26 protein-coding genes are annotated in these 23,491 nt (G+C 64.8%); 15 read left to right on the forward strand and 11 right to left on the reverse strand.

All coding sequences use genetic code 11. The annotated features are described in order from the left end of the window. Positions 1 to 93: 93 nt before the first annotated feature. Positions 94 to 1,329 carry an IS256 family transposase gene (locus DYE23_RS07265; RefSeq protein ID WP_115326326.1) on the reverse strand — a complete coding sequence of 412 codons (1,236 nt, stop codon included), beginning with the start codon at positions 1,327 to 1,329 and terminating at the stop codon, positions 94 to 96. Positions 1,330 to 1,662: 333 nt separating this feature from the next. Between DYE23_RS07265 and DYE23_RS07270 the strand changes: the two genes are divergently transcribed. From DYE23_RS07270 to DYE23_RS07305, 8 genes are all read left to right on the forward strand, one after another. After that, positions 1,663 to 2,199 (forward strand): arsenate reductase/protein-tyrosine-phosphatase family protein, encoded by a 537-nt coding sequence (locus DYE23_RS07270; protein WP_115326876.1) that lies wholly within the window; start codon positions 1,663 to 1,665, stop codon positions 2,197 to 2,199. 231 nt (positions 2,200 to 2,430) lie between these two features. Beyond that, positions 2,431 to 3,921, forward strand: a complete 1,491-nt coding sequence (locus tag DYE23_RS07275; protein ID WP_115328889.1) for a sugar transferase — start codon at positions 2,431 to 2,433, stop codon at positions 3,919 to 3,921. 131 nt (positions 3,922 to 4,052) lie between these two features. Further along, a complete protein-coding gene (gmd, locus tag DYE23_RS07280) occupies positions 4,053 to 5,108 on the forward strand; it encodes a GDP-mannose 4,6-dehydratase (RefSeq protein WP_115326877.1) in 1,056 nt (351 codons plus the stop codon). Then, on the forward strand, positions 5,069 to 6,082 hold the full coding sequence (locus tag DYE23_RS07285) for a GDP-L-fucose synthase family protein (RefSeq protein ID WP_372516260.1): 1,014 nt from the start codon (positions 5,069 to 5,071) through the stop codon (positions 6,080 to 6,082). The genes gmd and DYE23_RS07285 overlap by 40 nt, the downstream gene beginning before the upstream one ends. 168 nt (positions 6,083 to 6,250) lie before the next feature. After that, the gene (locus DYE23_RS07290) at positions 6,251 to 6,907 is read left to right on the forward strand and encodes an undecaprenyl diphosphate synthase family protein (protein ID WP_235660346.1); all 657 of its coding nucleotides are present in this window, start codon (positions 6,251 to 6,253) and stop codon (positions 6,905 to 6,907) included. 6 nt (positions 6,908 to 6,913) lie between these two features. After that, positions 6,914 to 8,308, forward strand: coding sequence for an NAD(P)/FAD-dependent oxidoreductase (locus DYE23_RS07295; RefSeq protein ID WP_115326879.1), 1,395 nt, complete (start codon positions 6,914 to 6,916; stop codon positions 8,306 to 8,308). A gap of 284 nt (positions 8,309 to 8,592) precedes the next feature. Then, positions 8,593 to 9,111 (forward strand): PH domain-containing protein, encoded by a 519-nt coding sequence (locus DYE23_RS07300; RefSeq protein ID WP_115326880.1) that lies wholly within the window; start codon positions 8,593 to 8,595, stop codon positions 9,109 to 9,111. A 38-nt stretch (positions 9,112 to 9,149) separates the two neighbouring features. After that, complete coding sequence (locus tag DYE23_RS07305; protein WP_115328891.1) at positions 9,150 to 9,737, forward strand: YdcF family protein; 588 nt, start codon at positions 9,150 to 9,152, stop codon at positions 9,735 to 9,737. Here the strand turns inward: DYE23_RS07305 and DYE23_RS07310 are convergent. From DYE23_RS07310 to DYE23_RS07320, 3 genes are read right to left on the reverse strand one after another with little or no spacing between them, the layout of a single operon-like run. Next, positions 9,734 to 10,108, reverse strand: a complete 375-nt coding sequence (locus DYE23_RS07310; RefSeq protein WP_115326881.1) for a hypothetical protein — start codon at positions 10,106 to 10,108, stop codon at positions 9,734 to 9,736. The genes DYE23_RS07305 and DYE23_RS07310 overlap by 4 nt on opposite strands. 4 nt (positions 10,109 to 10,112) lie before the next feature. Next, on the reverse strand, positions 10,113 to 10,481 hold the full coding sequence (locus DYE23_RS07315; protein ID WP_172527725.1) for a chromosome condensation protein CrcB: 369 nt from the start codon (positions 10,479 to 10,481) through the stop codon (positions 10,113 to 10,115). A gap of 41 nt (positions 10,482 to 10,522) precedes the next feature. Beyond that, on the reverse strand, positions 10,523 to 11,206 hold the full coding sequence (locus tag DYE23_RS07320; RefSeq protein ID WP_115326883.1) for a GtrA family protein: 684 nt from the start codon (positions 11,204 to 11,206) through the stop codon (positions 10,523 to 10,525). An 85-nt stretch (positions 11,207 to 11,291) separates the two neighbouring features. Here DYE23_RS07320 and DYE23_RS07325 point away from each other — a divergent pair, with 85 nt between their 5' ends. From DYE23_RS07325 to DYE23_RS07335, 3 genes are all read left to right on the forward strand, one after another. Further along, positions 11,292 to 12,500 carry a 5-(carboxyamino)imidazole ribonucleotide synthase gene (locus DYE23_RS07325; RefSeq protein WP_115326884.1) on the forward strand — a complete coding sequence of 403 codons (1,209 nt, stop codon included), beginning with the start codon at positions 11,292 to 11,294 and terminating at the stop codon, positions 12,498 to 12,500. Next, positions 12,497 to 13,000, forward strand: coding sequence for a 5-(carboxyamino)imidazole ribonucleotide mutase (gene purE / locus DYE23_RS07330; RefSeq protein ID WP_115326885.1), 504 nt, complete (start codon positions 12,497 to 12,499; stop codon positions 12,998 to 13,000). The genes DYE23_RS07325 and purE overlap by 4 nt, the downstream gene beginning before the upstream one ends. A gap of 122 nt (positions 13,001 to 13,122) precedes the next feature. After that, complete coding sequence (locus DYE23_RS07335) at positions 13,123 to 13,806, forward strand: GAF domain-containing protein (RefSeq protein WP_115326886.1); 684 nt, start codon at positions 13,123 to 13,125, stop codon at positions 13,804 to 13,806. Between the two features lie 249 nt (positions 13,807 to 14,055). Here DYE23_RS07335 and DYE23_RS07340 read toward each other — a convergent pair whose 3' ends face one another. Further along, positions 14,056 to 14,247 (reverse strand): hypothetical protein, encoded by a 192-nt coding sequence (locus DYE23_RS07340; protein ID WP_115326887.1) that lies wholly within the window; start codon positions 14,245 to 14,247, stop codon positions 14,056 to 14,058. Between the two features lie 134 nt (positions 14,248 to 14,381). Here DYE23_RS07340 and DYE23_RS07345 point away from each other — a divergent pair, with 134 nt between their 5' ends. Beyond that, the gene (locus tag DYE23_RS07345; RefSeq protein ID WP_115328892.1) at positions 14,382 to 15,551 is read left to right on the forward strand and encodes an acyl-CoA dehydrogenase; all 1,170 of its coding nucleotides are present in this window, start codon (positions 14,382 to 14,384) and stop codon (positions 15,549 to 15,551) included. A gap of 2 nt (positions 15,552 to 15,553) precedes the next feature. On the opposite strand, the gene DYE23_RS07350 is transcribed toward DYE23_RS07345, so the two are convergent. The 5 genes from DYE23_RS07350 to DYE23_RS07370 form a co-directional block, all read right to left on the reverse strand. Further along, entirely contained in the window at positions 15,554 to 16,354 is an 801-nt protein-coding gene (locus DYE23_RS07350) for a biotin--[acetyl-CoA-carboxylase] ligase (RefSeq protein WP_115326888.1), read from the reverse strand. Positions 16,355 to 16,380: 26 nt separating this feature from the next. Then, entirely contained in the window at positions 16,381 to 16,725 is a 345-nt protein-coding gene (locus DYE23_RS07355; RefSeq protein WP_115326889.1) for a hypothetical protein, read from the reverse strand. 283 nt (positions 16,726 to 17,008) lie between these two features. Beyond that, complete coding sequence (locus DYE23_RS07360; RefSeq protein ID WP_115326890.1) at positions 17,009 to 17,332, reverse strand: hypothetical protein; 324 nt, start codon at positions 17,330 to 17,332, stop codon at positions 17,009 to 17,011. A 122-nt stretch (positions 17,333 to 17,454) separates the two neighbouring features. After that, a complete protein-coding gene (locus DYE23_RS07365) occupies positions 17,455 to 18,165 on the reverse strand; it encodes a TIGR03089 family protein (RefSeq protein WP_172527726.1) in 711 nt (236 codons plus the stop codon). 1 nt (position 18,166) lies between these two features. Continuing rightward, positions 18,167 to 19,648 carry an LCP family protein gene (locus tag DYE23_RS07370; protein ID WP_115326892.1) on the reverse strand — a complete coding sequence of 494 codons (1,482 nt, stop codon included), beginning with the start codon at positions 19,646 to 19,648 and terminating at the stop codon, positions 18,167 to 18,169. A 66-nt stretch (positions 19,649 to 19,714) separates the two neighbouring features. Between DYE23_RS07370 and rfbD the strand changes: the two genes are divergently transcribed. The 3 genes from rfbD to manB are packed head-to-tail and all read left to right on the forward strand — an operon-like array spanning position 19,715 to position 22,565. Next, a complete protein-coding gene (rfbD, locus tag DYE23_RS07375; RefSeq protein ID WP_115326893.1) occupies positions 19,715 to 20,575 on the forward strand; it encodes a dTDP-4-dehydrorhamnose reductase in 861 nt (286 codons plus the stop codon). Between the two features lie 19 nt (positions 20,576 to 20,594). Beyond that, entirely contained in the window at positions 20,595 to 21,470 is an 876-nt protein-coding gene (locus DYE23_RS07380) for a glycosyltransferase family 2 protein (protein WP_115326894.1), read from the forward strand. 15 nt (positions 21,471 to 21,485) lie between these two features. Further along, positions 21,486 to 22,565: a mannose-1-phosphate guanylyltransferase ManB gene (manB, locus tag DYE23_RS07385; RefSeq protein ID WP_115326895.1), complete on the forward strand. Its 1,080-nt coding sequence runs from the start codon at positions 21,486 to 21,488 to the stop codon at positions 22,563 to 22,565. 34 nt (positions 22,566 to 22,599) lie between these two features. On the opposite strand, the gene DYE23_RS07390 is transcribed toward manB, so the two are convergent. Continuing rightward, positions 22,600 to 23,469, reverse strand: coding sequence for a hypothetical protein (locus tag DYE23_RS07390; protein WP_115326896.1), 870 nt, complete (start codon positions 23,467 to 23,469; stop codon positions 22,600 to 22,602). Between the last annotated feature and the right edge of the window lie 22 nt (positions 23,470 to 23,491).

A 23,491-nucleotide genomic window follows, 5' to 3' on the forward strand; every position in this document is an offset into this window, starting at 1 on the left:
TCCGGGCTAGGGGATTCAATTCGGCAGGCGATGTGGGGTCAAGTCCAGGGACGTGGTGTACGACGTCGTCGTGTGATTCTTCGAGGTGATGGTTCAGGCGGTCAGTGTCGCCGGGGTGGCCTCCTGTTCGGTCGGGGTGTCGTTGACTGTGCGTGATTTGCTCAGGACGTCGAGGCCGAGGTAGCGCCGGGATTCGGCCCATTCGTCGTGTTGTTCGGCCAGGACGGCTCCGACGAGGCGGATGAGGGCGTTGCGGTCGGGGAAGATACCGACGACGTCGGTGCGCCGGCGGATTTCCTTGTTGAGCCGTTCCTGGGGATTGTTGGACCAGATCTGGCGCCAGATCTGTTTGGGAAACGCCGTGAACGCCAGCAGATCCGGCCGTGCCGCTTCGAGGTGATCGGCGACCGTAGGTAGCTTGTCGTCCAGGGCGTCGATGATCCGGTCATATTGTGCAGCAACGGATTCAGCATCAGGCTGGTCGAACACAGAGTGCAGCAGGGTGCGCACCCAGGGCCACGACGACTTCGGGGTCACCGCCATCAGGTTGGTCGTGTAGTGGGTTCTGCAGCGCTGCCACGTCGCACCGGGCAGCGTGGCGCCGATCGCGGCGACAAGCCCGGCATGGGCGTCGCTGGTGACCAGTTTGACCCCCGACAGGCCGCGGGCGGTCAGAGCCCGCCAGAACGTTAGCCAGCCGGCGCCGTCCTCGGCGGTGGTGACATCGATGCCGAGGATTTCGCGGTAGCCCTCGGCGTTGACCCCGACCGCGATCAGCGCGTGCACGTTGACGACCCGGCCGCCCTCGCGGACCTTGAGCACCAGGGCGTCGGCAGCGACGAACGTATACGGGCCGGCATCGAGCGGTCGGGTGCGGAAGGCCTCGACGGCGGCGTCGAGCTCTTTGGCCATCACCGACACCTGCGACTTCGACAGGCTGGTGATGCCGAGGGTTTCGACGAGCTTGTCCATCCGCCGCGTCGAGACACCGAGTAGGTAGCAGGTGGCGACCACGGTGGTCAGGGCCCGCTCGGCGCGTTTGCGGCGTTCCAGCAGCCAGTCCGGGAAGTAGGAGCCCTGGCGCAGCTTCGGGATCGCGAGATCTAATGTGCCTGCGCGGGTGTCGAATTGGCGGTGCCGGTAGCCGTTGCGGGAGTTGGTCCGCTCGGTGCTGCGTTCGCCGTAGCTGGCGCCGCACAGGGCGTCGGCTTCGGCACCCATCAGGGTGTGGATGAACGTGGCGAGCAGCTCGCGCAGCACGTCGGGATGTGTGGTGGTGAGTCGTTCGGCCAGCACGGTGGGCAGGTCGATATTCTGGGCAACGGTCATCGCGTGGTTCCTTTGCTCGAGTGACTTTGACGGGTCCCTCGAAGAATCACGCGATGACCCTCAATCAGTCGGCTACGACACGCCGGTACCGCTAATCAGGTCCGACTCATACACCACTCTGCTGGACGCAACCCGATGTGGAGGCCGAGGCCTAGTCGGAGTGCCGTGGAGCCTCCAGGGGCTTGTGGCTTTCGCGTCGTTGTTCTAACTGGGATCCGGCGTGGGCGTTGGCGCTAGCGGTTGTTCAAGCGCTTACGATTCCCTCTGAATGAAAGCGTCTGTATTGGACATGAGCAGTGCTGTGCACCGGCAGTCGGATGAAAGGGGTCTGGCATGCATCTTCTATTTGTTTGCACCGGCAATATCTGCCGGTCGCCCATAGCAGAGCGGCTGGCGGCGGTCCACGGCACTCGCTTACAGATTCCGGAGTTCGAGACATCGAGCGCAGGAACGCGCGCCGTGGTGGGAAGTCCCATTCATCGCGATGCGGCGATCGTCCTGACCCGACTGGGAGGCGAACCGACCGGATTCGCAGCGCGACAGTTCACTACCAAGGTCGCTTCCGAGGCCGATCTGATTCTGACTATGACGACGGCGCACCGCGACAAAGTGCTGGAGCGAGCGCCTCGCCTGTTACGCAGAACTTTCACGATTTCCGAATTGTTCTGGCTCAGCTCCCACTTCGAAGCAAGGAGCATCGCAGACCTCTGGGCCTTGCGCCCTGAGCTGGTTGCTAATCAACTGGTCGACGTGGTCGATCCTATCGATCAGAGCCCCGAGATATTCGCGACCGTCGGATCACAGATCGCTGACCTGCTGATACCCACAATCGAGTTCTGTCAACGAGCTGCAAAGCCTACTGCCGAATAGGGGGCAAATGGCCGGTAAGAAGGGCGTCAGCAGCCGCGAGTAGTTGGTGCGGAGAGCAACAAAGATAAGATTTCTATTAGAAAATTAAGACTTGTCCTAGCGGAATGGAACTGTCATCCACGTCAGCGCGACTGTGTAAGCTCGTTCGCGAGCGAACATCCCGTTTCGGTTGAGAACCACGAGCGTAGTGCGTAAAGTTCCTGCGCAAGGGTGGAACAATTGGGGGAGCACGTGACGGCGGTAAGTGATCGTCTAGAGGTTGCAGCAAACATCGCTAGGATCCCGACGAAGGTTCCGACGTGGCAGCGGGGGTACGCGCGCCGCCTTCTCGGGATCGACTTTGTTGGGGTGCTGCTGTCAGTCGGACTCGCCCAATGGTTACGCTTCGGCGGGCTTGGCGTAGAAGTGTCCACGTTCCAGGCCGTGGATTATGCGGTCGTTTCGCTCATCATTGCGGCTGTTTGGATGGCGGCACTCTCAATCAACAACTCCCGCTCGACTCGGGTCATAGGATCCGGAGCCGAGGAGTACCGCAGAGTGTGGATGGCCACGCTTACTGTGTTCGGCGGCGTCGCGATTGTGTCCATGTTGTTCAAGCTGGAGATAGCGCGCGGTTATCTGATGATCGCGCTGCCGGCCGGTTTGTTGGTACTCGGTCTTTTTCGCTGGCTTGCGCGCCAGGCTGTTGTGCGGGCTCGCTCCAAGCACGGCCGGTGCATTACACGGGTACTGGTAGTGGGAAGTCCCTCAGCGGTCCGCGACCTAGCGACATCCCTTGGTCGGGATGCGGGATCGGAATACGAAGTTGTGGGGGCTTGCACTCCGGGCCCTATCCGACGGTCCAGCATCGAGATTCCTGGTTTTGGTGAGATTCCCACGTTCGGTGACGAGTCCAACGTTGTCGGAGCGGTTACAGCGACCAACAGCCACGCCGTGGCAGTAACCGCGACTGAGCGACTCAACGGACGTGGGATCCGCGACCTATCTTGGGAGCTCGAAAAGCTAGAGATTGACCTGCTGGTAGCTCCGGGCGTCGTCGACGTCGCCGGTCCTCGCTTGCAGATGCGTCCCGTCGCCGGCTTGCCGCTGATCCATGTTGAAAAGCCGCAGTATCACGGCGCGAAGCGATTCCAGAAGCGCCTCTTCGACCTAGTTTTCTCGAGCGCCGTCTTGTTATTAGGACTGCCGCTGCTCGTTCCCGTCGCCATCGCGATCAAGCTCACCAGTCGCGGGCCTGTGTTCTACCGCTCGGAGCGCGTGGGTTTGGACGGCCGTCCGTTTCAGATGATCAAGTTCCGGACCATGGTGGACGGTGCAGACAAGATGGTCGATAAACTCGCGGCGAAGAACGAGAGCGAAGGCGGAGTTTTGTTTAAGATCCGCGAAGATCCACGCGTCACGCCAGTCGGCAGGATCCTACGCAAGTACAGCATCGACGAGCTGCCTCAGTTCATTAATGTCCTGAAGCGTGACATGAGTGTAGTCGGACCCCGTCCTCCGCTGGCCAGGGAGGTTAAATCCTACGATGACTATGCCAAGCGGCGCTTGCTCGTCCGCCCGGGCATCACGGGCTTGTGGCAGGTCAGCGGTCGCTCCGACTTGACATGGGAGGATTCGGTTCGCTTGGACCTGTTCTATGTCGAGAACTGGTCGATGATTGCGGATCTTCTGATCGCCATAAAGACTGTAAAAGCTGTCTTTGGCCACGCCGGTGCCTACTGACTGTATGAGCTTGGACTTCATCACCGAGTCTGACGTAGAGGGCCGATGAAGCCTCTGTAGTCACCCGGTAGGCTACGAATTCGATTGGCCTCGGCGGCCTGCAGAGGCTCGATTACAGGGGAAAATCATCTATGGCGAAGCGTGCGTTAATCACCGGCATAACCGGGCAGGACGGCTCCTATCTAGCCGAGTTGTTGCTCAGCAAGGGCTACGAGGTTCACGGTTTGATTCGGCGAGCATCGACCTTCAACACCTCCCGCATCGATCATCTTTATGTGGATCCACATTCACCCGATGCCCGTTTGTTTCTTCACTACGGAGATCTCAGCGACGGCGCCCGGTTGGTCACGCTGCTTTCAAGCATCGATCCCGACGAGGTGTACAACCTTGCAGCTCAGTCCCATGTGCGCGTCTCGTTCGACGAGCCAGAACACACCGCTGACACCACCGGTACTGGCACGATCAGGATGTTGGAGGCGGTAAGGCTCTCCGGCGTCAAGACGCGGTTCTACCAAGCTTCTTCGTCGGAGCTGTACGGTGCAACGCTCCCGCCGCAGAACGAGAGCACGCCCTTCTATCCGCGTTCCCCGTATGCCGTCGCAAAGCTGTATGGCTTCTGGATTACGAGAAATTATCGCGAGGCGTACGGCATGTTCGCGGTTAACGGAATCTTGTTCAATCACGAGTCGCCGCGGCGGGGGGAAACGTTCGTCACCAGGAAGATCACGCGTGCGGTTGCTGCAATTAAAGCCGGCAAGCAGGACTACGTGTATCTGGGAAATTTAGATGCAGTCCGGGACTGGGGATACGCGCCTGAGTATGTCGAAGGAATGTGGCGAATGATGCAGGCGGAGGAGCCAGACGATTACGTACTCGCGACAGGCGTGGGAATAACGGTTCGCGAATTTGTAGAGATCGCTTTTGAACGGGCGGGCCTCGACTGGGAGAAGTATGTTCGCTTCGACGAGCGTTACCTGCGCCCGACCGAGGTCGACGCTCTTATCGGCGACAATTCCCGCGCACGTCAAAAGCTCGGCTGGTCGCCGACGATCGATGGGCGAGGCTTGGCACGGCTCATGGTAGACGCGGACATCGAGGCACTTCCGCATGCGGGCCATCCATGGATAGACAAAGTACGGCTGGAGTCATGGATCACGCCGACGTTCAGCAACGCGGGGATGGCATGACCGACGAACGCCCGTTTTTCTCGCCCGGCGAATTGGACCGCACTGCGTCATTTTACGTTGCGGGCCACCGCGGTTTAGTTGGTTCTGCGATTGTCCGGAAGCTAGGGGCCGCCGGTTTTGAGACGATCGTCGGCAGATCCTCCGCCGAACTCGATCTGAAGGACAGATCGGCCGTCTTTGAGTTTTTCGAGGCCATTAAGCCGCGGTATTGCGTGCTGGCAGCGGCCAAGGTCGGTGGGATCATGGCGAATAGTACTTACCCGGTTGACTTCCTCAGCGACAACATCCGGATCCAGGTCAACGTGCTCGACGCCGCCCGTGAATGCGGTGTCGAGAGGCTCCTGTTCCTCGGCTCTTCGTGCATTTACCCCAAGTTTGCCGAGCAGCCAATACGGGAGGACGCGCTGCTTACCGGCCATCTCGAACCGACTAACGACGCCTACGCGATCGCAAAGATAGCAGGTATTCTGCATGTCCAGGCGGTGCGTCGGCAGTACGGCCTGCCGTGGATCTCAGCGATGCCGACAAACCTCTACGGACCGAACGACAACTACTCGCCTACCGCCTCGCACGTCCTTCCCGCTCTGATACGCCGTTACGACGAGGCCGTCGCATCCGGAGCCGAGTCGGTGACAAACTGGGGTACCGGCTCGCCGCGCCGCGAGTTCCTGCATTCCGACGACATGGCTGACGCTTGCCTGCACCTACTCGAAAATTATGACGGTGCCGAACAGGTCAATGTTGGTAGTGGCACCGACACAACGATCCGAGAGATTGCTGAGACCATTGCCTCCGCTCTGGGGTTCACTGGCGAAACACATTGGGATATAACTAAACCCGACGGAACCCCGCAGAAGCTGCTCGACGTCTCCAAGTTGACCCGAGCTGGGTGGACATCGAAGATCGGTCTGCAGGAAGGCATCGAACGGACCGTGGCGTGGTACCGAGAGCACGTGGGTGCGCTGCGCGCATAGTTGCTGTCTAACTCTGACGAGAAGTAGCGGGCAGGGCTGGACGACGCCATCTCCAGTGCGTGAGCAGGCCCGCAGGGGATTGGAGTTGCGCCGCTGAACGCTTAGTGGATCCGGCGGTCGTGCATGCGACTTTGCGCTATGTTTGCCCGGGGCGAAACTAAGCGGGGGATGTTGGGTCTGATGAAGCCAACTCACGTCGGCGTGATACCTGACGGCATGCGCCGCTGGGCCGACGCACACGGCGTTACCTTCGCCGAATCCTATCGCCGCGGCTCCGAGAAGGTCGTCGAGATTCTCTTGGCTTTGCAGCGCAACGGCGTGGGCATGGTGTCGGTGTACAACCTGAGCCGCGCCAACCTGGCGAGGCCCGCGGACGAACTCGCCGCGGTCTACGACGCCTCCATCTACTTCTTCTCCGAACTCATCCCGGCTCACTTCAGTACCGACGAATACGCCGTCCGGTTGCACGGTGACCGCAGCCTATTGCCGCGCGAATATGTCGCCGCTGCCGAAGCTCTGGAGACCTCGACGCGCGGCGAGTTTCGCATCAACATCCTGGCTGCCTACGACGCCGTCGACGAACTGCGCGTTGCCCATTGCCGCGCGCAGCGCGAAGGTTGTGACATCGCTGCAGCCTTCGACATCCCCTCGGTCGACCTTGTCATCCGCACCACCGCCGAACCTCTGCTCAGCGGCTTCCTCCCGCTCCAGTGTCAGTACGCCGAGCTCATGTTCCTCTCGACACCCCTCAACGAGCTCACAGCCACGGACATCGACGCAGCGATCGACGAGCATCGACGCTTTCCCCAGCGGCGCGGACGGTAGCGGTTGATGGCTATTCCCCAGAACCCACTGATCATCGGCGCGGGGCCGGCTGGACTCACCGCCGGCATTGAGCTGGTGAAGAGGGGAGTGGCGCCGCGCATCTACGAATCGTCGATGGAAGTCGGGGGTCTTGCTCGGACGCTCACCGATGGGGAGTGGCGTGCCGACCCCGGCGGGCATCGATTCTTCACACAGCACGAGGAGATCATGGATCTGTGGAAGTCACTGCTTCCACATGATCAATGGATCGCTCTTCCGCGGCGGTCGGCGATGCTCGTCGATCGCCACCTGGTGCCGTACCCGTTGGTCGGTCGTGACCTCCTGACGCAGTTGGGTTTCCGAAGCGGCGTGCGCGGTGCCGGCGGGCTCGTGTGGTCGCGCATGCGTCGCGGTATGCGCGCCGTCGAGAAGCAGCAGACATTCCGCGAATGGGGCGTCGAGGAATTCGGCCGCTATTGGTACCGGCTGTTCTTCGATGGCTACGTCCGCAAGACGTGGCTGGCCGATCCTGACCACCTGGCCAGCGATTGGGCGAACCAACGAATCAAACCCATCGATTGGCGCCGCCCCGGCACGCGGAACGGCAACCACGATGTGTTCCGCTACCCGCGACTCGGTCCCGGGCAACTCTGGGATGCCGCCGCAGCCAGACTGGTTGAGGCCGGCTGCCCACCGTCCCTCGGCTCCCGCGTCATCGGTCTCCATCGGGACAGCCGTGGTTGGACGATCGAACTGGAGAACGGCGAAACAGCTACGGGGGACGCCGTGTTCTCCAGCATGCCGTTACAGACGTTGGTCCATGTGTTGAAACCTGCCCCGCCCAAACACGTCCATGCCATCGCGGACACGCTCCGCCATCGCTCTCTCATCACTGTGGCGGTGGCACTGCCCAAGGCGTATGACGTCCCGTTCAACTGGGTGTACACCCCGGGGCCGGAGTTCCGGGTCGGGCGCGTGCAGAACTACGGCCGCTGGTCGGCAGCGCTCGCCCCTGCGGGGTTCAGCGGCACGCATCTCGGCTTGGAATACTTCACGCTGCCCCACGACGATCTCTGGTTGGCCGACGACGACAACCTGCGCGCCATCGTCCAGCAGGACCTGCGGATGCTCGGCGTGGGGGAGTTGGATCCCGAACACCTGATGATCGTGCGCTCGCAATACGCGTACCCCATCTACGAGACAGGTCGGGAGAGGAACGTCGTCCGCATCCGCGATTATCTGCGGGAGAACCACCCGGCGATCCATCCGATCGGCCGAAACGGTATGCACCGCTACGACAATCAGGACCACGCGATGCTCAGCGCGCTACGCAGCGTGGCCCGGTACTTCGGCGAGCAGGTCGATCCGTGGCAGGTCAACACCGATCTCGGCTACCACGAAACCGGCTTGCTCAAGAACTGAATGTCTCAGCGGCCGAGCAGTCGCTGCAGCCGCGACCGGAACGAGCCCTCGGCCGGCACGAAACGCGCGCATTCACACGAGGAACAGTCACTGCCGGCCCGGTAGTGCTCATGAGCAAGTCGGCCGTGACCGCACCGGCACTCCGTCGTCTGCACGCACCTGAATTTACGCTGTGAAACACCTGTTTCGGCAACGAATCCACACGCAGAGGCGGCCGGCGAGCGAATTCGCCGTCCACCGCACGAAAGTGCGCCAACGCGTCAATTTCTCAGTACAGTGCTGCCGTGGGCTATCCGGAGAATGTGCTGGCCAAGGACGAACATGTCGTTCTGCACCGCCATCCGCACTGGGGGCGGCTCGTCCTGCCCGCCGTGATCTTGATTATTGCCAGCGCTGCCGCCGCGTTCGTCGCCGGCTACGTCAATACCCTGAACTGGGAGCAGACCGCCAAGACGATCGTCTTCGGGGTGATCGCGGCGATCTGGCTCGTCCTGGTCGGGTGGCTGGCGGTGTGGCCGTTCCTGAACTGGTGGACGACGCACTTTGTGATCACCGACCGCCGCGTCATGTACCGGCACGGACTGATCACCCGGTCGGGCATCGACATCCCGCTCGCGCGGATCAACAGCGTCGAATTCCGGCACGGCCTCGTCGACCGTATCTTCCGTACCGGCACCCTGATCATCGAGTCGGCTGCCCAGGATCCCCTGGAATTCCAGGACATCCCGCGGGTCGAGTACGTGCATTCCCTGCTATATCACGAAGTTTTCGACACCCTCGGCTCGGAGGAGTCGCCGAGCTGAGTCTGCGCGAGGTAACGCGCTGACCTAGCGTGGACGGCATGGTTGTCGGGCAGAGGGTGACTGCGCGGCGCCGCTACCTCGTTCCCACTGTGATGGCCACGCTCGTGGTGTTGCTGTTCGTCAATGGTGCGAGCGGAACGGTGCTCTTCGCGCGCGCGCCAGTGGATCCGCTGGCCGCTGCGGACGCCATCATGGTTCTGGGCGGTGAACACGACGGCCGCGAGGCGTACGGACTCAAACTCGCCGAACAGGGCTACGCGGACACCGTCGTGCTGTCGAATCCCTATGCGGCCTCGGATAAGACGATGAAGAAAGCGTGTGCGCCACGGTCGGATATCCGGGTGATCTGTCGACCGCCTGCGCCGTCAACCACTCGCGGCGAGGCCCTGATGGCCCGCCAGCTCGCCGATGAGCACGGGTGGACGTCGATCATCGTTGTCAGCTGGCGCTACCACCTGCCTCGCGCACGCAAAATCTTCGAGCAGTGCTTTGTGACGCCAGAACGCTCCGTCATCATGCGCGACGTTCCGCGGCGCTACCCCTTCTCGGTCGCCCAATGGCAATACACCTACCTCTACCAGTACGGGGGATGGGTGAAAGCTGAGATCCAGGGGCGGTGCGATTAGCGCAGCACCTTGACGTAGAACGTCGTTCCCGCCCGCACCGCCAGATAGCCGGCCAGGGCGAATGTCGCTCCGACCGCGCAGTACACCGCGAGCCGGCGTGCCACGACGAGCCCGCTGCGCAGGATTGAGTCGGTCCCAAGCCATACCGGCGGTGCGGCCGCGACCAGGATCATGCTCGACGCTGAACCTAGGAACCCGACCGTGATCGGTGCCGTGACGGCGGGGAGATAGGGGTACGCGCTGAACACTCCGAGGGCGCCACAGATCCCCGCGGTGCTGAGAAGTAGTCGTCGTCGGGAGGGTCGCCGCAGGACGAGGAGTGCGACGCCGCTTCCCAGTGCTCCACCGATGGCCACCATCACCCAGTTCATGCGGTCACCGCGCCGCCACCCGCGCGCACAATAGCCCGCACACCAGCCCCGCCACCGCCGCCGTAGGCGTCAGAGTCAGCACGGCGAGTGAGATCTTCATGGTCGTGCTGATCGTGAGCACCGCCCACGCGCTCAGGCTCGCCACGCTGCCGCACAATCCCAGCACCGCAAACTGCAGCGGCGACTTCGGGCCGTGGGCGAGGACATACGCGGCCACCACGAACGCGACAAAGACGGTCACCACCGTGGACACGAGCATCTCGCGGGGCGTCGGCCAGGTCGCCGTGACCGCGTAACGCACCAGTGCACCCGCGGTGCCGCCCACGATCAAAGCCAACGGTTGCGTCGACGAACGACGATGGCGACCCGGCACCCAACAACGCTATGCAAAGACCGTCTCGCCGGCACGCCGGCTTACGAGGTCTTTGACACCCTCGGCTCGTCGGAGTCGTTGCGTTGACGGTGGCTACGGCGACGTCGCGACGTCCGCATCGGCGTCACGTTGTCCTTCGGCTCCGGGCCGTGGGGATGCCGCAACTCGTACTCGTCTTCCAGCGCCTCGGCGAGACCGCCACCGGTGAGCGTCGACTCCAGCGCCTTCTCCGGGTTGCGCGCGAACTCGTCGGGGAAGACGAAGCGCCGGAACGCCCAGAACCGGAACGCCATCTGCAGCAGGTTGCCGATGATGTAAGCGGAGATGAAGTCCGCGATGTTCTCCGTCATCAGCGACACCATCGGCACGCGCAGCATCAGCACATAGCTCGACACCCACAGCGGCGCCATGCTGAGCAGCACGCCGACTCCACTGACCCCGAAGAACAGCAGCGCCTCGTGGTGACGCTCGCGGCCGCCGCGATCGCGGAAGCTCCATTCCCGGTTGAGGATGTAGGACGCGATCACCGCGACGATGCCGGCGATGATCTTCGCCGTGACGGGCTTCGGCTCGAGGATCGTCAGCTTCAGCGTGAAGAAGATGGCCGAGTCGATGACGAATGTCGTCGCACCGACGATTGCGAACTTGATGAGCTCATGGTGCCGTTCGGCGTAGGGACGGATCGGGCCGGGGAGGCGGCGGATCGTCGCATCGGCAAAGGACACAAGGAGTCAGTTTACGGAAACGGTTGCCCGGATGCCGCATCCCGCGGTTACCGCAGGTCAACGCTGCGTCATCGGCCATGACACCATGTACGCCGTGTCAAGAAGTCCCGCCTCTCCACCCGTCGTAGCAATGATCGGCGGCGGCCAACTCGCCCGCATGACCGCTCAGGCCGCTATCGCGCTCGGCCAGACCCTGCGCGTGCTGGCGGTCCGCAGCGATGAATCCGCCGCTCAGGTGACCCCGGACGTCGTCCTCGGCTCCCACACCGACCTTGATGCGCTGCGGCGCGTCGCCGACGGCGCGACCGCCTTCACCTTCGATCACGAGCACGTCCCGACCGAACACCTCGACGTGCTGGTCGCCGAAGGCGTGAACGTGTCGCCTCCGCCCGGCGCGCTCGTGCACGCCCAGGACAAGCTCCTGATGCGACGGCGTCTCTCCGACCTCGGAGCGCCCGTGCCCCGCTTCTCCGACGTGTCGTCGGTCGAGGACGCCGTCGCGTTCAGCGAGCAGGTCGGTGGCCCTGCGGTCATCAAGACGGTGCGCGGGGGCTACGACGGCCGCGGCGTCGTCATCGCCGCTGACACCGACGAGGTGCGCGCCGTCGTCGCGCAGTATCTGAACGACGGCGTGTCGGTGATGATCGAGGAGCGCGTCGCGATGCGCCGCGAACTGGCTGCGCTGGTGGCACGTTCGCCGTTCGGGCAGGGTGCTGCGTGGCCGGTGGTGGAGACAGTGCAGCGTGACGGCATCTGCGTCACCGTGCTGGCACCGGCTCCCGATCTGTCGGAGGGTTTGGGTTCGGCCGCATCGGAATTGGCGCTGCGCATCGCGTCCTCGCTCGGTGTGGTCGGGGTGCTCGCGGTCGAGCTGTTCGAGACCGTCGACGGCAGACTGCTGGTGAACGAATTGGCGATGCGCCCGCACAACTCGGGGCACTGGACGATGGACGGCGCGCGCACCAGCCAGTTCGAGCAGCACCTGCGTGCGGTGCTCGACTATCCGCTGGGCGACACGTCGGCGCTGGCGCCCACGGTGATGGGAAATGTTCTCGGCGCGCCCGAGACGCCAGCGATGTCGATGGATGAGCGTGTGCATCACCTGTTCGCGCGTATGCCCGACGCCAAGGTGCACCTGTACGGCAAAGAAGAGCGGCCCGGTCGCAAGATCGGCCATGTCAACATCGTCGGCGGACCGTCGGAACCGGTGGAGTCCCTGAGGGAGCGCGCCGAACGGGCGGCACACTGGTTGTCGCACGCACAGTGGACCGACGGATGGGATCCCCACGCATGAGCTCACCCCGCGTAGGCCTGATCATGGGCAGCGACAGTGATTGGCCGGTCATGTCCGACGCCGCCGAGGCATTGGCGGAGTTCGAGGTGCCCTTCGAGGTCGGTGTGGTGTCCGCGCACCGCACCCCCGCGCGGATGCTGACCTACGCCCAGGAGGCTGCCGGCCGCGGCATCGAGGTGATCATCGCCGGTGCCGGGGGCGCGGCGCACCTGCCGGGGATGGTCGCGTCTGCCACTCCTCTTCCGGTGATCGGTGTCCCGGTGCCGCTGGCCCGGCTCGACGGGATGGACTCGCTGCTGTCGATCGTGCAGATGCCGGCCGGGGTGCCGGTGGCGACGGTGTCGATCGGCGGCGCGCGCAACGCCGGCCTGCTCGCGGTCCGGATCCTCGGCGCGTCGGACAAAGCCCTGCAGGAGCGCATGGCGGCTTTCCAGGCATCGCTGGAGCAGATGGTCCTGCAGAAGGACGAGGCGCTGCGCCAGAAACTCCTGGGGGAGTAGCGGCCGTCTGGAGCCCTGGACGGTCGTTTCTGGCGCAATCAGATGTCCGTCAATGACCACCCTTCACCTGGGATTCGTCACACCGAGGTGTAGCTCTGGCGAATGACGGCTACCGGATAGTCATGTCCATTTCGCTGCCCGGATTCGACACCTGGCTCATCGAGCGTCTCGAGGAGTGCGCAGGAGATTCGGGCGAACCTGTCGACACCTACGTCGCTCGCGCCGTCGCCACGCAGATGGTCACCGACTGCGAGCGCGTCGACCGTGCCTCTGCAGGCCGGCTGAAGGCGCACCTGTCTCTGACGGGACTGTCCGGAGAAGCCGCCGCCGACGGCCTGTCGCCCGTCCTTGCCGACCCGGAACGGCTTCGGGCGCTCCATGCCACGGGTGTGACGGGCACTCCGCCCGATCCCGCGTACACCCGCCTGGCCCGCATGACCGCGGATGCCCTGTCGGTGCCCGCCGCAGCACTTGTCGTCGTGTCGGCAGATCGCCAGTTCGTCCTCGGTGTCGCAGGCTCCGCCCCGCAGACAAGTCTGGCCGAGTCCTTCGACAAATACGTTGTTGCGAACGGTGCTCCCGTCAGCGTCGACGACGCACGCCGACATCCGCTGTTCAAGAAGTACGCCGCGGTGGCTGAAGGGCACGTCGTCGCGTACCTCGGCATGCCGGTGGCCGATGGCGCCGGCAACACCGTCGGCGCGCTCAGTGTGTCCGACACAGCTGCGCGACGGTGGACGTCCGGCGAGATGCAGATCCTCGGCGACCTTGCCGCGGTCGCGGCCGAGCGAATATTCGGTTCCTGACACGACCTCGAGCGTGTGCGGTCGCCGAACTGAGGTTCCCGGCTGTGGTAGACGCTGAATTCACAACCGGGAATCCCAGTTCGGCGGCAGCCGATCGCCAAACCACGCCGAGCTTCGCCATAATCGATAGCCGAGCTAACGCATTGACATCAGCGGCAATTGGGCACGAAGAGGTCCAGAGATTTATGAGTGACATCGGTCACGTCAAGCGCCAGCGAACTTCGTGGCGCCCGAGGCGGCAGCGTTGAATCAGGACGCCCGCAGGACGACGACCGGGGCGGTGTGCTGGACGGGCGCAGCGGCCTGGATGTGCCCGGTCTGCGCTGCATGAATCCCGGCATCGACAACCGCGGCGCTGCGCAACCGCCGCGGAGTACCGTTCCAACCACATTCGCAATGCGCGGTACGGCGGAAAGCCTTGCCTTCGATGTACACCTGCATGTGGCTGAAAGTACCCACGGCACCTGAGAGCGAACCGCTACCGGGGCTGAATGCAGGCTGAGAAGACGGTTCCCCGGAATTCGCTTCCCGCCGCGACCGCGCTAAAGTTACCGACGAGTAGCAAGGAGATGCTGATGGCTAGTTGGGCCGGAAATCCGTCGTTCGATCTCTTCCAGTTGCCGGAGGAGCATCAGGAACTGCGCGCCGCGATCCGCGCGCTCGCCGAGAAGGAGATCGCGCCGCACGCCGCCGACGTCGACGAGAACGCGCGCTTCCCCGAAGAGGCGCTGCAGGCGCTCGTCGCCAACGGCTTCAACGCTGTGCACGTGCCCGAGGAGTACGGCGGCCAGGGTGCCGACTCGGTCGCCGCGTGCATCGTGATCGAAGAGGTCGCCCGCGTCGACGCGTCCGCATCGCTCATCCCCGCGGTCAACAAGCTCGGCACCATGGGGCTGATCCTGCGCGGCTCCGACGAGCTGAAGCAGAAGGTGCTGCCGTCGCTGGCCGCCGGCGAGTCGATGGCGTCCTACGCGCTGTCCGAGCGCGAGGCGGGTAGCGACGCCGCATCCATGCGCACCCGAGCCAAAGCCGACGGCGACGACTGGATCCTCAACGGCGCCAAGTGCTGGATCACCAACGGCGGCAAGTCCGACTGGTACACCGTGATGGCCGTCAACGATCCCGACAAGGGCGCCAACGGGATCTCGGCGTTCATGGTCCACGTCGACGACGAGGGCTTCAGCATCGGACCCAAGGAGCGCAAGCTCGGTATCAAGGGTTCGCCCACGACCGAGCTGTACTTCGAGAACTGCCGAATCCCCGGCGACCGCATCATCGGCGAGCCGGGCACCGGCTTCAAGACCGCGCTGGCCACCCTCGACCACACCCGCCCGACCATCGGCGCCCAGGCCGTCGGCATCGCGCAGGGCGCGCTCGACGCGGCGATCGAATACACCAAGGACCGCAAGCAGTTCGGCAAGTCGATCAGCGATTTCCAGGCCGTGCAGTTCATGCTCGCCGACATGGCGATGAAGGTCGAAGCCGCACGCCTGATGGTGTACTCGGCTGCCGCCCGCGCCGAGCGCGGCGAAGGCAACCTCGGATTCATCTCCGCCGCGTCGAAGTGCCTGGCATCCGACGTCGCGATGGAGGTCACCACCGACGCCGTGCAGCTCTTCGGCGGAGCCGGCTACACCGTCGACTTCCCGGTCGAACGAATGATGCGTGATGCCAAGATCACTCAGATCTACGAAGGCACCAACCAGATCCAGCGCGTCGTGATGAGCCGTTCGCTACTGAAGTAGCTTCAGTCCTGAGCCGGGCGCAGGTGCGTGATGTCTCCTGCCGACACTGTCACTGTGGTGCCGTCGGCGTCGATGAGCAGACGGCCGGAGTCGTCGATGCCCGTTGCCACACCGATGAGCTCGGAATCGCCGGGCAGGATCGCGCGCACCCGCGTCCCGATCGTCGTGCTGCACTCGCGGTAGTCGGTGGCCAGTCCGGCATCGACGCCCCCGGCCAGGCGCCACCGCCGCAACCTCGAGCTGAACTCCTGGAGCAGGGATGCGGCCAACTGGGTGCGGTCGGCGTGATGGTCCAGCATGGACAGCGACAGCGCATTCGGATCGGGCAGCTCGTCGACCGTCATCTCCACGTTCAGACCGAGCCCGACCACGATCACCGGCGTGGACACCTCGGCGAGGATGCCGGCCAGCTTGCGCGGGCCCACCATCACGTCGTTCGGCCACTTCACCCCGGTATCCACGCCGTAGGACTCCCGCAGCGTGTGCGCGACCGCAAGACCGGTCAGCAGCGGCAGCCAGCCCCATCCGGCCGGCGGCACCCCGGTCGTGTCGACCCCGAACGACATCGAGATTTGTGAACGCGGCGGCGCCGACCAGGTGCGTCCGTGACGTCCGCGTCCTGCGGTCTGATGCTCGGCCAGCAGCACCGCCCCGGCGATGTCCTCGCCGCGACCGGCCCTCGCGATCAGATCCGCGTTGGTCGATCCGGTCTCGTCGACGACGTCGACACGATGCCATTCGGTGCCCGTCATCGCCGACCGCAGGACGTCGACATTCAGCGCGGGACGTTCGGGGGTCGGCACATATCGAGACTAGTGGCGCAGGAGTGTCAGGACGGCAAGGGGTTCGACCGCGCGGGAGCGCTGGACGCGTCAATGGACTCGATGGCCTGCGCGGAGTGCGCATGCGCGAGCGTCACCTGGCGAAGAAGAGCGAACCCGTGGACGAAGAAGACCATCGCCACAAGCGTCCACGCATTACCCAGTGCCCATTCCCACGATGTCGCGGTCGGCGCCGCCGTCAACCAATACGCGGCGACCGCTGTCAGCGAATATCCACTCGTTACATAGAACCGGCCGTCGGCACTGGCGAGCCAACCGGGATGGCGGCGATTGCGGAGATGGCAGAGACCGAGCACGAGCACGATCGCCACTGCCGCTACGGATGTACCCATAACGCTCCCTAAGAACAGGCCCCGGACGCCTGGTTGTCAGGAGCTCTGCTTTGCCAAACCTTAATCAGATGTGGCGCTGAACGAAGTCCGCGGCATCAGAACAATGGTTAGACTTCGCAAAGCATAAGGTCAGCGTGACTTTCTCGTCAACATTTGGAAAAACGTGCGTGGCGATGCTTGCAGCTTCACAAATTCGCTGAGAAGTCAATTGTGAGAGTGCTTTGCCAGACGGACTGCTGTGACGGTTGGGGAAACCTGTGTGGTTCGTGGGGGAGTTGAGAACTCAGGAGCGCAGAGCGCCCGTTGCGGGTCCGATCGTCTCCAGGGCAACCGAGCGGGCGGCGTGTTCGACGGTCACGCGGCGAAGCGCCGCGAACCCGGCCGCCAAGCATGCCGCGGCAGCCAGCGCCCATCCGACGCCGAGCATCCACTCCCAGCCCGTCGATGCCGTCGTCAGCCAGTACGCCGCAACGGCTGAGGCCGGATAACCGAGGAGCATCAGGAAACGTCCCCGCGCGCTCGCGGTCCATCCCGCGTGCCGGCGGACGCGCACGTGCACCGCGCACAACCCGATGATGACGGCGATGGCAACGATGGTCGACGACATCGGCGGACCTCCTCAGGCTGAGCCCCGGGTGCGGGCCCAGGTTCGCCACCACGGCGATCACCTGTTCAGTCCAGTGTGACCGCGTTTCCTTAAATGAGCGTGAGGCCACGGAAACAAAATGGTCACGGTGTCGAGCGGGTGATCTTCTCCGTCTCGGTCCGGCGTGCCATCGAGGCCGGATCAGGATTTGCCACCTGTACCAGGGATGCACCGACGACGTACAACGCCACCAGGCGGTCGACGATGTCGTCGGCCGTGTCCCACGCCGTCGTCGACAGCACCCGGTCGGTGCCCGAGAGGCCCTGCGCGGCCGCCGATGCCCGTGCCGCGGCAAGCACATCGTCGGCCGAGCGGCCTTCCAGTGCCGGACCGGGGGAGCGCTCCGGCACGATCTGATCGCCGTGAACCCGCACTGCCGTCGCGTAGTCCGTCAGCCCGACGGGCAGATCCGCCACCGGCTTGCCGAACGGATCCAGCGACAGCACCGCGACCTCTCCCACACCCACGGCAGCATCGGCCTCGTCGATCCGGTCGGCCGTACACAGCGCGATGTCGGCGTCGCCGGACAGCACGACTTCCGCACCGATCCACCAGATGCCGAACAGCACTGCCGCCGTCTGCCAGTGCGCGGGCAGCAGCACACCCACCCGACTGCCCGGCGTCGCACCGAGTTCATCACGCAGCAGGTTGCCGGTCTTGGCCGCCCAGTTGGCCAGCGTCGCCGTCGACAACTCGATGCGCTCACCGGTCGCATCGTCGTAATAGGTGATCCGCGGACCCGCAGGGTTGGCGGCCATCAACGGATCGAGGACCGCCGAGCTGACGTTCGTCACCTCAGTTGACGCACTTCGGGTCATCCGAACCGGCGGTGATGATCGGCGACGGCGCCGGCACGGCCGCGCCGGTGTCCGACACGACACCCGACGTCGACGGGTCGGCGCCCATCAGCGTCACGTCCGAACCGTCCAGTCCCGCACCGGGTCCGGTGTAGTCGTCGGCGAGCACCACACGCACCGTGTCCGGCGGCACCGACGAATCTTCGACCACCTCAAGACCGCCCAGATCCAGCGCGACGGCCTGCGCGCCCATGTCATCGACCTTCGCGGCGCGGACCTGGCTACCGGTGACCTTCGGGCCCTCGTTGTTGCCGACGTTGCCCTGCGTGAACCCCTTGCCGGCCAACACATGTGCGACCGCCGCCGCCAGACCGTTGACGTCGGAGTCGTTGTAGACCTCGACGGTGGTCTTGTCGTTGCTGTAGGCCAGTTCCTCGGTCTTGCCCTGATCCTGGTCGTTCAGCAGGCTGGTCACCCAGTCCTTGACCTCTTTCGGGTCCACCCGCACGACGCTCTGCATGCCGTCGTCGCTCCAGCCGGCTTCCTCGAGGATCGGGATGGTCGCGAACGCGACATTGCCGGCCGCCAGCTTCTGCAGCTGCTCGACGAAATCCATGATGTCCCAACCCTCGGAGAGCACCACCGAACGCTGCACCGCGGACTCCAGAGCACTCAACGTCGACGGGCTCGACAACGTCTTGCTCGAAATCACCTCGTGGGCCATCGACGCCATCGCCGCCTGCTGGCGCGCCACCCGGTCCAGGTCGCCGCGCGGCAGATCATGGCGCTGACGCACGAAGCTCAACGCCTGCGTGCCGTTGAGCTTCTGCCAGCCCGCCGGGAAATCGGCACCCGAAAGCGGTTCGTACACAGGCGCGTTGAGACACACATCGACCCCACCGAGCGCATCGGTGATCAACGCGAAACCGAGCAGTCCGATCTCGGCGTAATGGTCGACCGTGACACCGGTCAGGTTGGCGACGGTCTTGATCAGCTCCTCGCGGCCGGCGGCCTGCGCCTCGGGCTCGGCCTCCGCGGGTTCGACGCCCTGCTGCTCGACGAGTTCCTTCATCTCCTCGAGATGCACCGAGCCGTACACACCGTTGATCTTCATCTTCCCGATACCCGGCGCCTCGACGTAGCTGTCGCGGGGAATCGAGATGGCTGTCGCCGACTCCCCGTTGTTCGGGATGCGGATCAGGATGATCGTGTCCGTGTTGGTCGACACCTCGTCGCCGGCGCGCAGCATCGCGCGCTCCTGGTCACTCAGCGGGTTGCCGTGCGCGTCGGTGCGACTGTCGGAGCCGACCAGCAGAATGTCGATCGCGCCGTCCTCGCCCTCGCCGCCGAGTGCGATCGGGTTGATGTGGTTGATGCCCGCCTCGAACGAGCGGATCTTGCCCCACGCAACCCCGGTGCCGATGACGATGGCCACCGCCAACGCCACGGAAACGGCGCGGAGCATGTGAGCAGCAGGCATCGCCCAAGGCTACTGGCGAGCGGCCCGCAATCCGAGGAGCCCGGACCGGCGTGCCAAACTCGTGATGTGAGCGGCCGAATCGTCATAGCCGGGGCCGGTGGCCTGGTCGGACGTGTGTTGGCAGGTCAGGCCCGCAGCCGGGGCCGCGACGTGGTGGCGCTCACATCGAAGGACTGGGACATCACCGAACAGGGGTCCGAACCGCGCCTCGCGGCCGGCGACATCGTCGTCAACTGCGCCGCCATCACCAACGTCGACCTGGCCGAAGCCGTGCCCGAGCGCTCGCACGCCGTCAACGCCGTCGGCGCAGGCAACGTCGCACTGGCCTGTGCGCGGGCCGGCGCGACGCTGATCCACCTCTCCACCGACTACGTGTTCAGCGGTTCGGCGTCTGAGCCCTACGACATCGACGACGAGCCCGCACCGCTGTCCGTATACGGGCGGACCAAGCTGGCCGGCGAACACGCCGTGCTCGAGGCACTGCCCGACGCCTATGTCGTCCGCACCTCCTGGATCTTCGAAGGTGGCAACGGCACCGACTTCGCCGCGGTGATGCGTCGCGCCGCCGCCGAACCCGGAGACGTCGAGATGGTCGCCGACCAGATCGGGTCGCCGACCTACGTCGGCGACCTGTGCGGGACACTGCTTCAGATCGCCGACGGTGGGGTGCGCGGGCCGCTGCTGCACGCCGCCAACGCCGGTTCGGCCAGCCGGTTCGACCAGGCGCAGGCCGTATTCGCCGAGCTCGGAGCCGACCCCCGACGGGTGCATCCGATCAGCGGCGACCGTCATCGCCGGCCGGCTCCGCGGCCGGCGTATTCGGCACTGGCGGCAACGAAATCCACCGCGGCCGGCCTGACACCGCTGCGGCCGTGGCGCGAAGCACTGGCTGAGGCGCTCGCCACAATGGGCGGGTCGCTACTCTGATCGCCGTGGTGATGCCGGCGTGAACGACGAGTTGTTTGTCGTGACGGTGACGTACTCGCCGGGCCCGCACCTGGAACGTTTCCTCGCCACCCTCACGCACGCGACCGAGCGGCCGGTGACCGTGATCATCGCCGACAACGGGTCCACCGACGGCGCCCCCGAAGAGGCCGTCGAGCGTCACCCGAACGCCAAGCTGTTCCGCACCGGAGGCAACCTCGGGTACGGCACCGCCGTCAACCGCGCCGTCGCCGAATACGGGCTGGCGTCGTCCACCGACTACTTCATCGTCGCCAACCCGGACGTGCAATGGGGACCGCACAGCATCGACCTGCTGCTGGAAGCCACCCGGCGGTGGCCGCAGGCCGGATCGCTCGGGCCGCTGATCCGTGACCCCGACGGCGCGATCTACCCGTCGGCGCGTCATCAGCCGTCGATCATCCGCGGCGGCATGCACGCCGTCGTCGCGCCGGTGTGGCCGTCCAACCCGTGGACCGCCGCGTACCGCCAGGACCGCGCCGAGCCCAGCGAACGCACCGTCGGCTGGCTGTCGGGCTCCTGCCTGCTGCTGCGGAGCGCCGCGTTCACGCAGATCGCCGGGTTCAACGAGCGCTACTTCATGTACATGGAGGACGTCGACCTCGGAGATCGTCTTGAAACAGCGGGCTGGCAGAACGTCTACGTCCCGTCGGCAGAGGTCCTGCACGCCAAAGGCCATGCCACCGGTCGCGACCCGGCCCGCAACCTCGCTGCCCATCACGTGAGCACCTACACTTTCCTCGCAGATCGGTATCCCAAGTGGTGGCAGGCGCCGCTACGCTGGGCTTTCCGGGGAGCATTGGGGGCGCGGGCGAGCCTGGTGGTTCGTAGTTCCCGTCGCAAATCTCGTCAGAGCTAGGCGAAAGGGACAACGATGGTCAATCCGGCTCAGGTGGACGCGGTCGTTCTGGTCGGCGGGATGGGCACGCGGCTGCGACCGCTGACTTTGTCGGCGCCCAAGCCGATGCTGCCGACCGCCGGTCTGCCGTTCCTGACCCACCTGCTGTCGCGCATCGCCGAGGCGGGCATCGAACACGTCGTGATGGGCACGTCCTACAAGGCGGCGGTGTTCGAGTCGGAGTTCGGTGACGGTTCCAAACTCGGTCTGCAGATCGACTACGTCGTCGAGGACGAGGCGCTGGGCACCGGCGGCGGCATCGCGAACGTCGCGTCCAAGCTGCGTCACGACACCGCGGTGGTGTTCAACGGCGACGTGCTGTCGGGATGCGACCTGCGGGCACTGCTGGACTCGCACGAGGAGCGTGACGCGGACGTCACCCTGCACCTGGTCCGCGTCGGCGACCCGCGCGCATTCGGCTGTGTGCCAACGGATTCCGACGGCGTGGTGACGGCGTTCCTGGAGAAGACGCAGGACCCACCGACCGATCAGATCAATGCTGGCTGTTATGTGTTCAAGCGGTCGATCATCGACGACATCCCCAAGGGCCGAGCGCTTTCGGTCGAACGCGAGGTTTTCCCGCAGCTGCTCTCCGACGGTAAGCGGGTGTGCGGCTATGTCGACGCGACCTACTGGCGCGACATGGGAACGCCCGAGGACTTCGTCCGCGGCTCGGCCGACCTGGTGCGCGGCATCGCCCCATCGCCGGCGCTGACGCATCAGCGCGGCGAGAAACTGGTGCACGACGGGGCCTCCGTCGCGCCCGGTGCGCTGCTGATCGGCGGCACGGTGGTCGGTCGCGGGGCCGAGGTCTCCGGCGGTGCGCGCCTCGACGGCGCGGTGATCTTCGACGGCGTGAAAATCGGTGCGGGAGCGGTGATCGAGCGGTCGATCATCGGCTTCGGGGCACATATCGGGCCACGCGCCCTGATCCGCGACGGCGTCATCGGCGACGGCGCCGACATCGGCGCGCGCTGCGAATTGCTGCGCGGCGCCCGCGTCTGGCCGGGCATCACGATCCCCGACGGCGGCATCCGCTTCTCGACGGACATCTAGGGCCGGGGTCTCGCGAAATATCATTCCGGGCTGTTCACGCCGGGACTTTCGCGACCATGGCTTCACTCTCGCGAGTCTGGAAGGCGCGTTTCACCCACGCCGCGATCTCGTAGGGTTTGTCACCCTTCATCACCCGAATGACGATCCAGTCGAGTGCCTCGAGCCGCCGTAGACGGTTCGCGTCCCAGCGATACTGCGCATCACTGGTGCGGTGATGCTCTCCGTCGTATTCCACGGCGATCTTGAGTTTCTCCCAACCCATATCGAGATAGGCGAACGCGTAGCCGGCGTCGTCCATCACCGGGATCTGGGTTTCGGGCCGGGGAAACCCACTGTCGATGAGTGACAATCGCAGCTTCGTTTCTTGCGGCGATTGAGCGCCGGCGTCCATCAGCCCGACAGCTTCTCGGCATCGGCGCACGCCCTTGGTTCCTCGGTACCGCTCGGTGAGCTCGAGGATGGCAGGTGCCTCTACACCTGTGGCGCGCGACAATGCGTCGAGATGCGCTACGGCCTGGCCGCGGGGCAACCTGCGACCGAGGTCGAGTGCGGTGCGAGGTGGTGTCGTGACGAACATTCCGCCGATGCGTGTGATTTCACCGGCGGGAATGCGCTCTCGCCGCGACAGGATGCCGTTCGGAGGATTGCTGTTCGACCACAGGATCTCAACAGGTGCACCGTCGTCGACCCACAGCGCGCCGTGAAGCGCCGCCGCCGCACGACCGGTGATGACTCCACGTCTGTGCGACCACAGCCATGCAGACTCGGCGCGGAGGGCCAGCGTCGGCTCCAGGTGCTTCGGCAGGTAGATGCCGGGATACACGGAGCGGTAGTTCCACCGAAGCTGACCCCGGGTCAGGAAACCCGACCGCAGAGCCTCCGAACCAACAATTGCCTCCCCCATGGGAAGAGCATGCCGATGAAGT

This window comes from Mycolicibacterium gilvum (assembly GCF_900454025.1).
GTDB lineage: Bacteria > Actinomycetota > Actinomycetes > Mycobacteriales > Mycobacteriaceae > Mycobacterium > Mycobacterium gilvum.

What these genes read in the sequence shown, in the direction of transcription:
- DYE23_RS07265 (WP_115326326.1), bottom strand. Translation starts at nt 1,329, where the DNA reads ATGACCGTTGCCCAGAATATCGACCTGCCCACCGTGCTGGCCGAACGA.
- DYE23_RS07270 (WP_115326876.1), top strand. Translation starts at nt 1,663, where the DNA reads ATGCATCTTCTATTTGTTTGCACCGGCAATATCTGCCGGTCGCCCATA.
- gmd (WP_115326877.1), top strand. Translation starts at nt 4,053, where the DNA reads ATGGCGAAGCGTGCGTTAATCACCGGCATAACCGGGCAGGACGGCTCC.
- DYE23_RS07285 (WP_372516260.1), top strand. Translation starts at nt 5,069, where the DNA reads ATGGATCACGCCGACGTTCAGCAACGCGGGGATGGCATGACCGACGAA.
- DYE23_RS07290 (WP_235660346.1), top strand. Translation starts at nt 6,251, where the DNA reads ATGTTGGGTCTGATGAAGCCAACTCACGTCGGCGTGATACCTGACGGC.
- DYE23_RS07295 (WP_115326879.1), top strand. Translation starts at nt 6,914, where the DNA reads ATGGCTATTCCCCAGAACCCACTGATCATCGGCGCGGGGCCGGCTGGA.
- DYE23_RS07305 (WP_115328891.1), top strand. Translation starts at nt 9,150, where the DNA reads ATGGTTGTCGGGCAGAGGGTGACTGCGCGGCGCCGCTACCTCGTTCCC.
- DYE23_RS07310 (WP_115326881.1), bottom strand. Translation starts at nt 10,108, where the DNA reads ATGAACTGGGTGATGGTGGCCATCGGTGGAGCACTGGGAAGCGGCGTC.
- DYE23_RS07325 (WP_115326884.1), top strand. Translation starts at nt 11,292, where the DNA reads ATGTACGCCGTGTCAAGAAGTCCCGCCTCTCCACCCGTCGTAGCAATG.
- purE (WP_115326885.1), top strand. Translation starts at nt 12,497, where the DNA reads ATGAGCTCACCCCGCGTAGGCCTGATCATGGGCAGCGACAGTGATTGG.
- DYE23_RS07335 (WP_115326886.1), top strand. Translation starts at nt 13,123, where the DNA reads ATGTCCATTTCGCTGCCCGGATTCGACACCTGGCTCATCGAGCGTCTC.
- DYE23_RS07340 (WP_115326887.1), bottom strand. Translation starts at nt 14,247, where the DNA reads ATGCAGGTGTACATCGAAGGCAAGGCTTTCCGCCGTACCGCGCATTGC.
- DYE23_RS07345 (WP_115328892.1), top strand. Translation starts at nt 14,382, where the DNA reads ATGGCTAGTTGGGCCGGAAATCCGTCGTTCGATCTCTTCCAGTTGCCG.
- DYE23_RS07355 (WP_115326889.1), bottom strand. Translation starts at nt 16,725, where the DNA reads ATGGGTACATCCGTAGCGGCAGTGGCGATCGTGCTCGTGCTCGGTCTC.
- DYE23_RS07360 (WP_115326890.1), bottom strand. Translation starts at nt 17,332, where the DNA reads ATGTCGTCGACCATCGTTGCCATCGCCGTCATCATCGGGTTGTGCGCG.
- DYE23_RS07370 (WP_115326892.1), bottom strand. Translation starts at nt 19,648, where the DNA reads ATGCCTGCTGCTCACATGCTCCGCGCCGTTTCCGTGGCGTTGGCGGTG.
- manB (WP_115326895.1), top strand. Translation starts at nt 21,486, where the DNA reads ATGGTCAATCCGGCTCAGGTGGACGCGGTCGTTCTGGTCGGCGGGATG.
- DYE23_RS07390 (WP_115326896.1), bottom strand. Translation starts at nt 23,469, where the DNA reads ATGGGGGAGGCAATTGTTGGTTCGGAGGCTCTGCGGTCGGGTTTCCTG.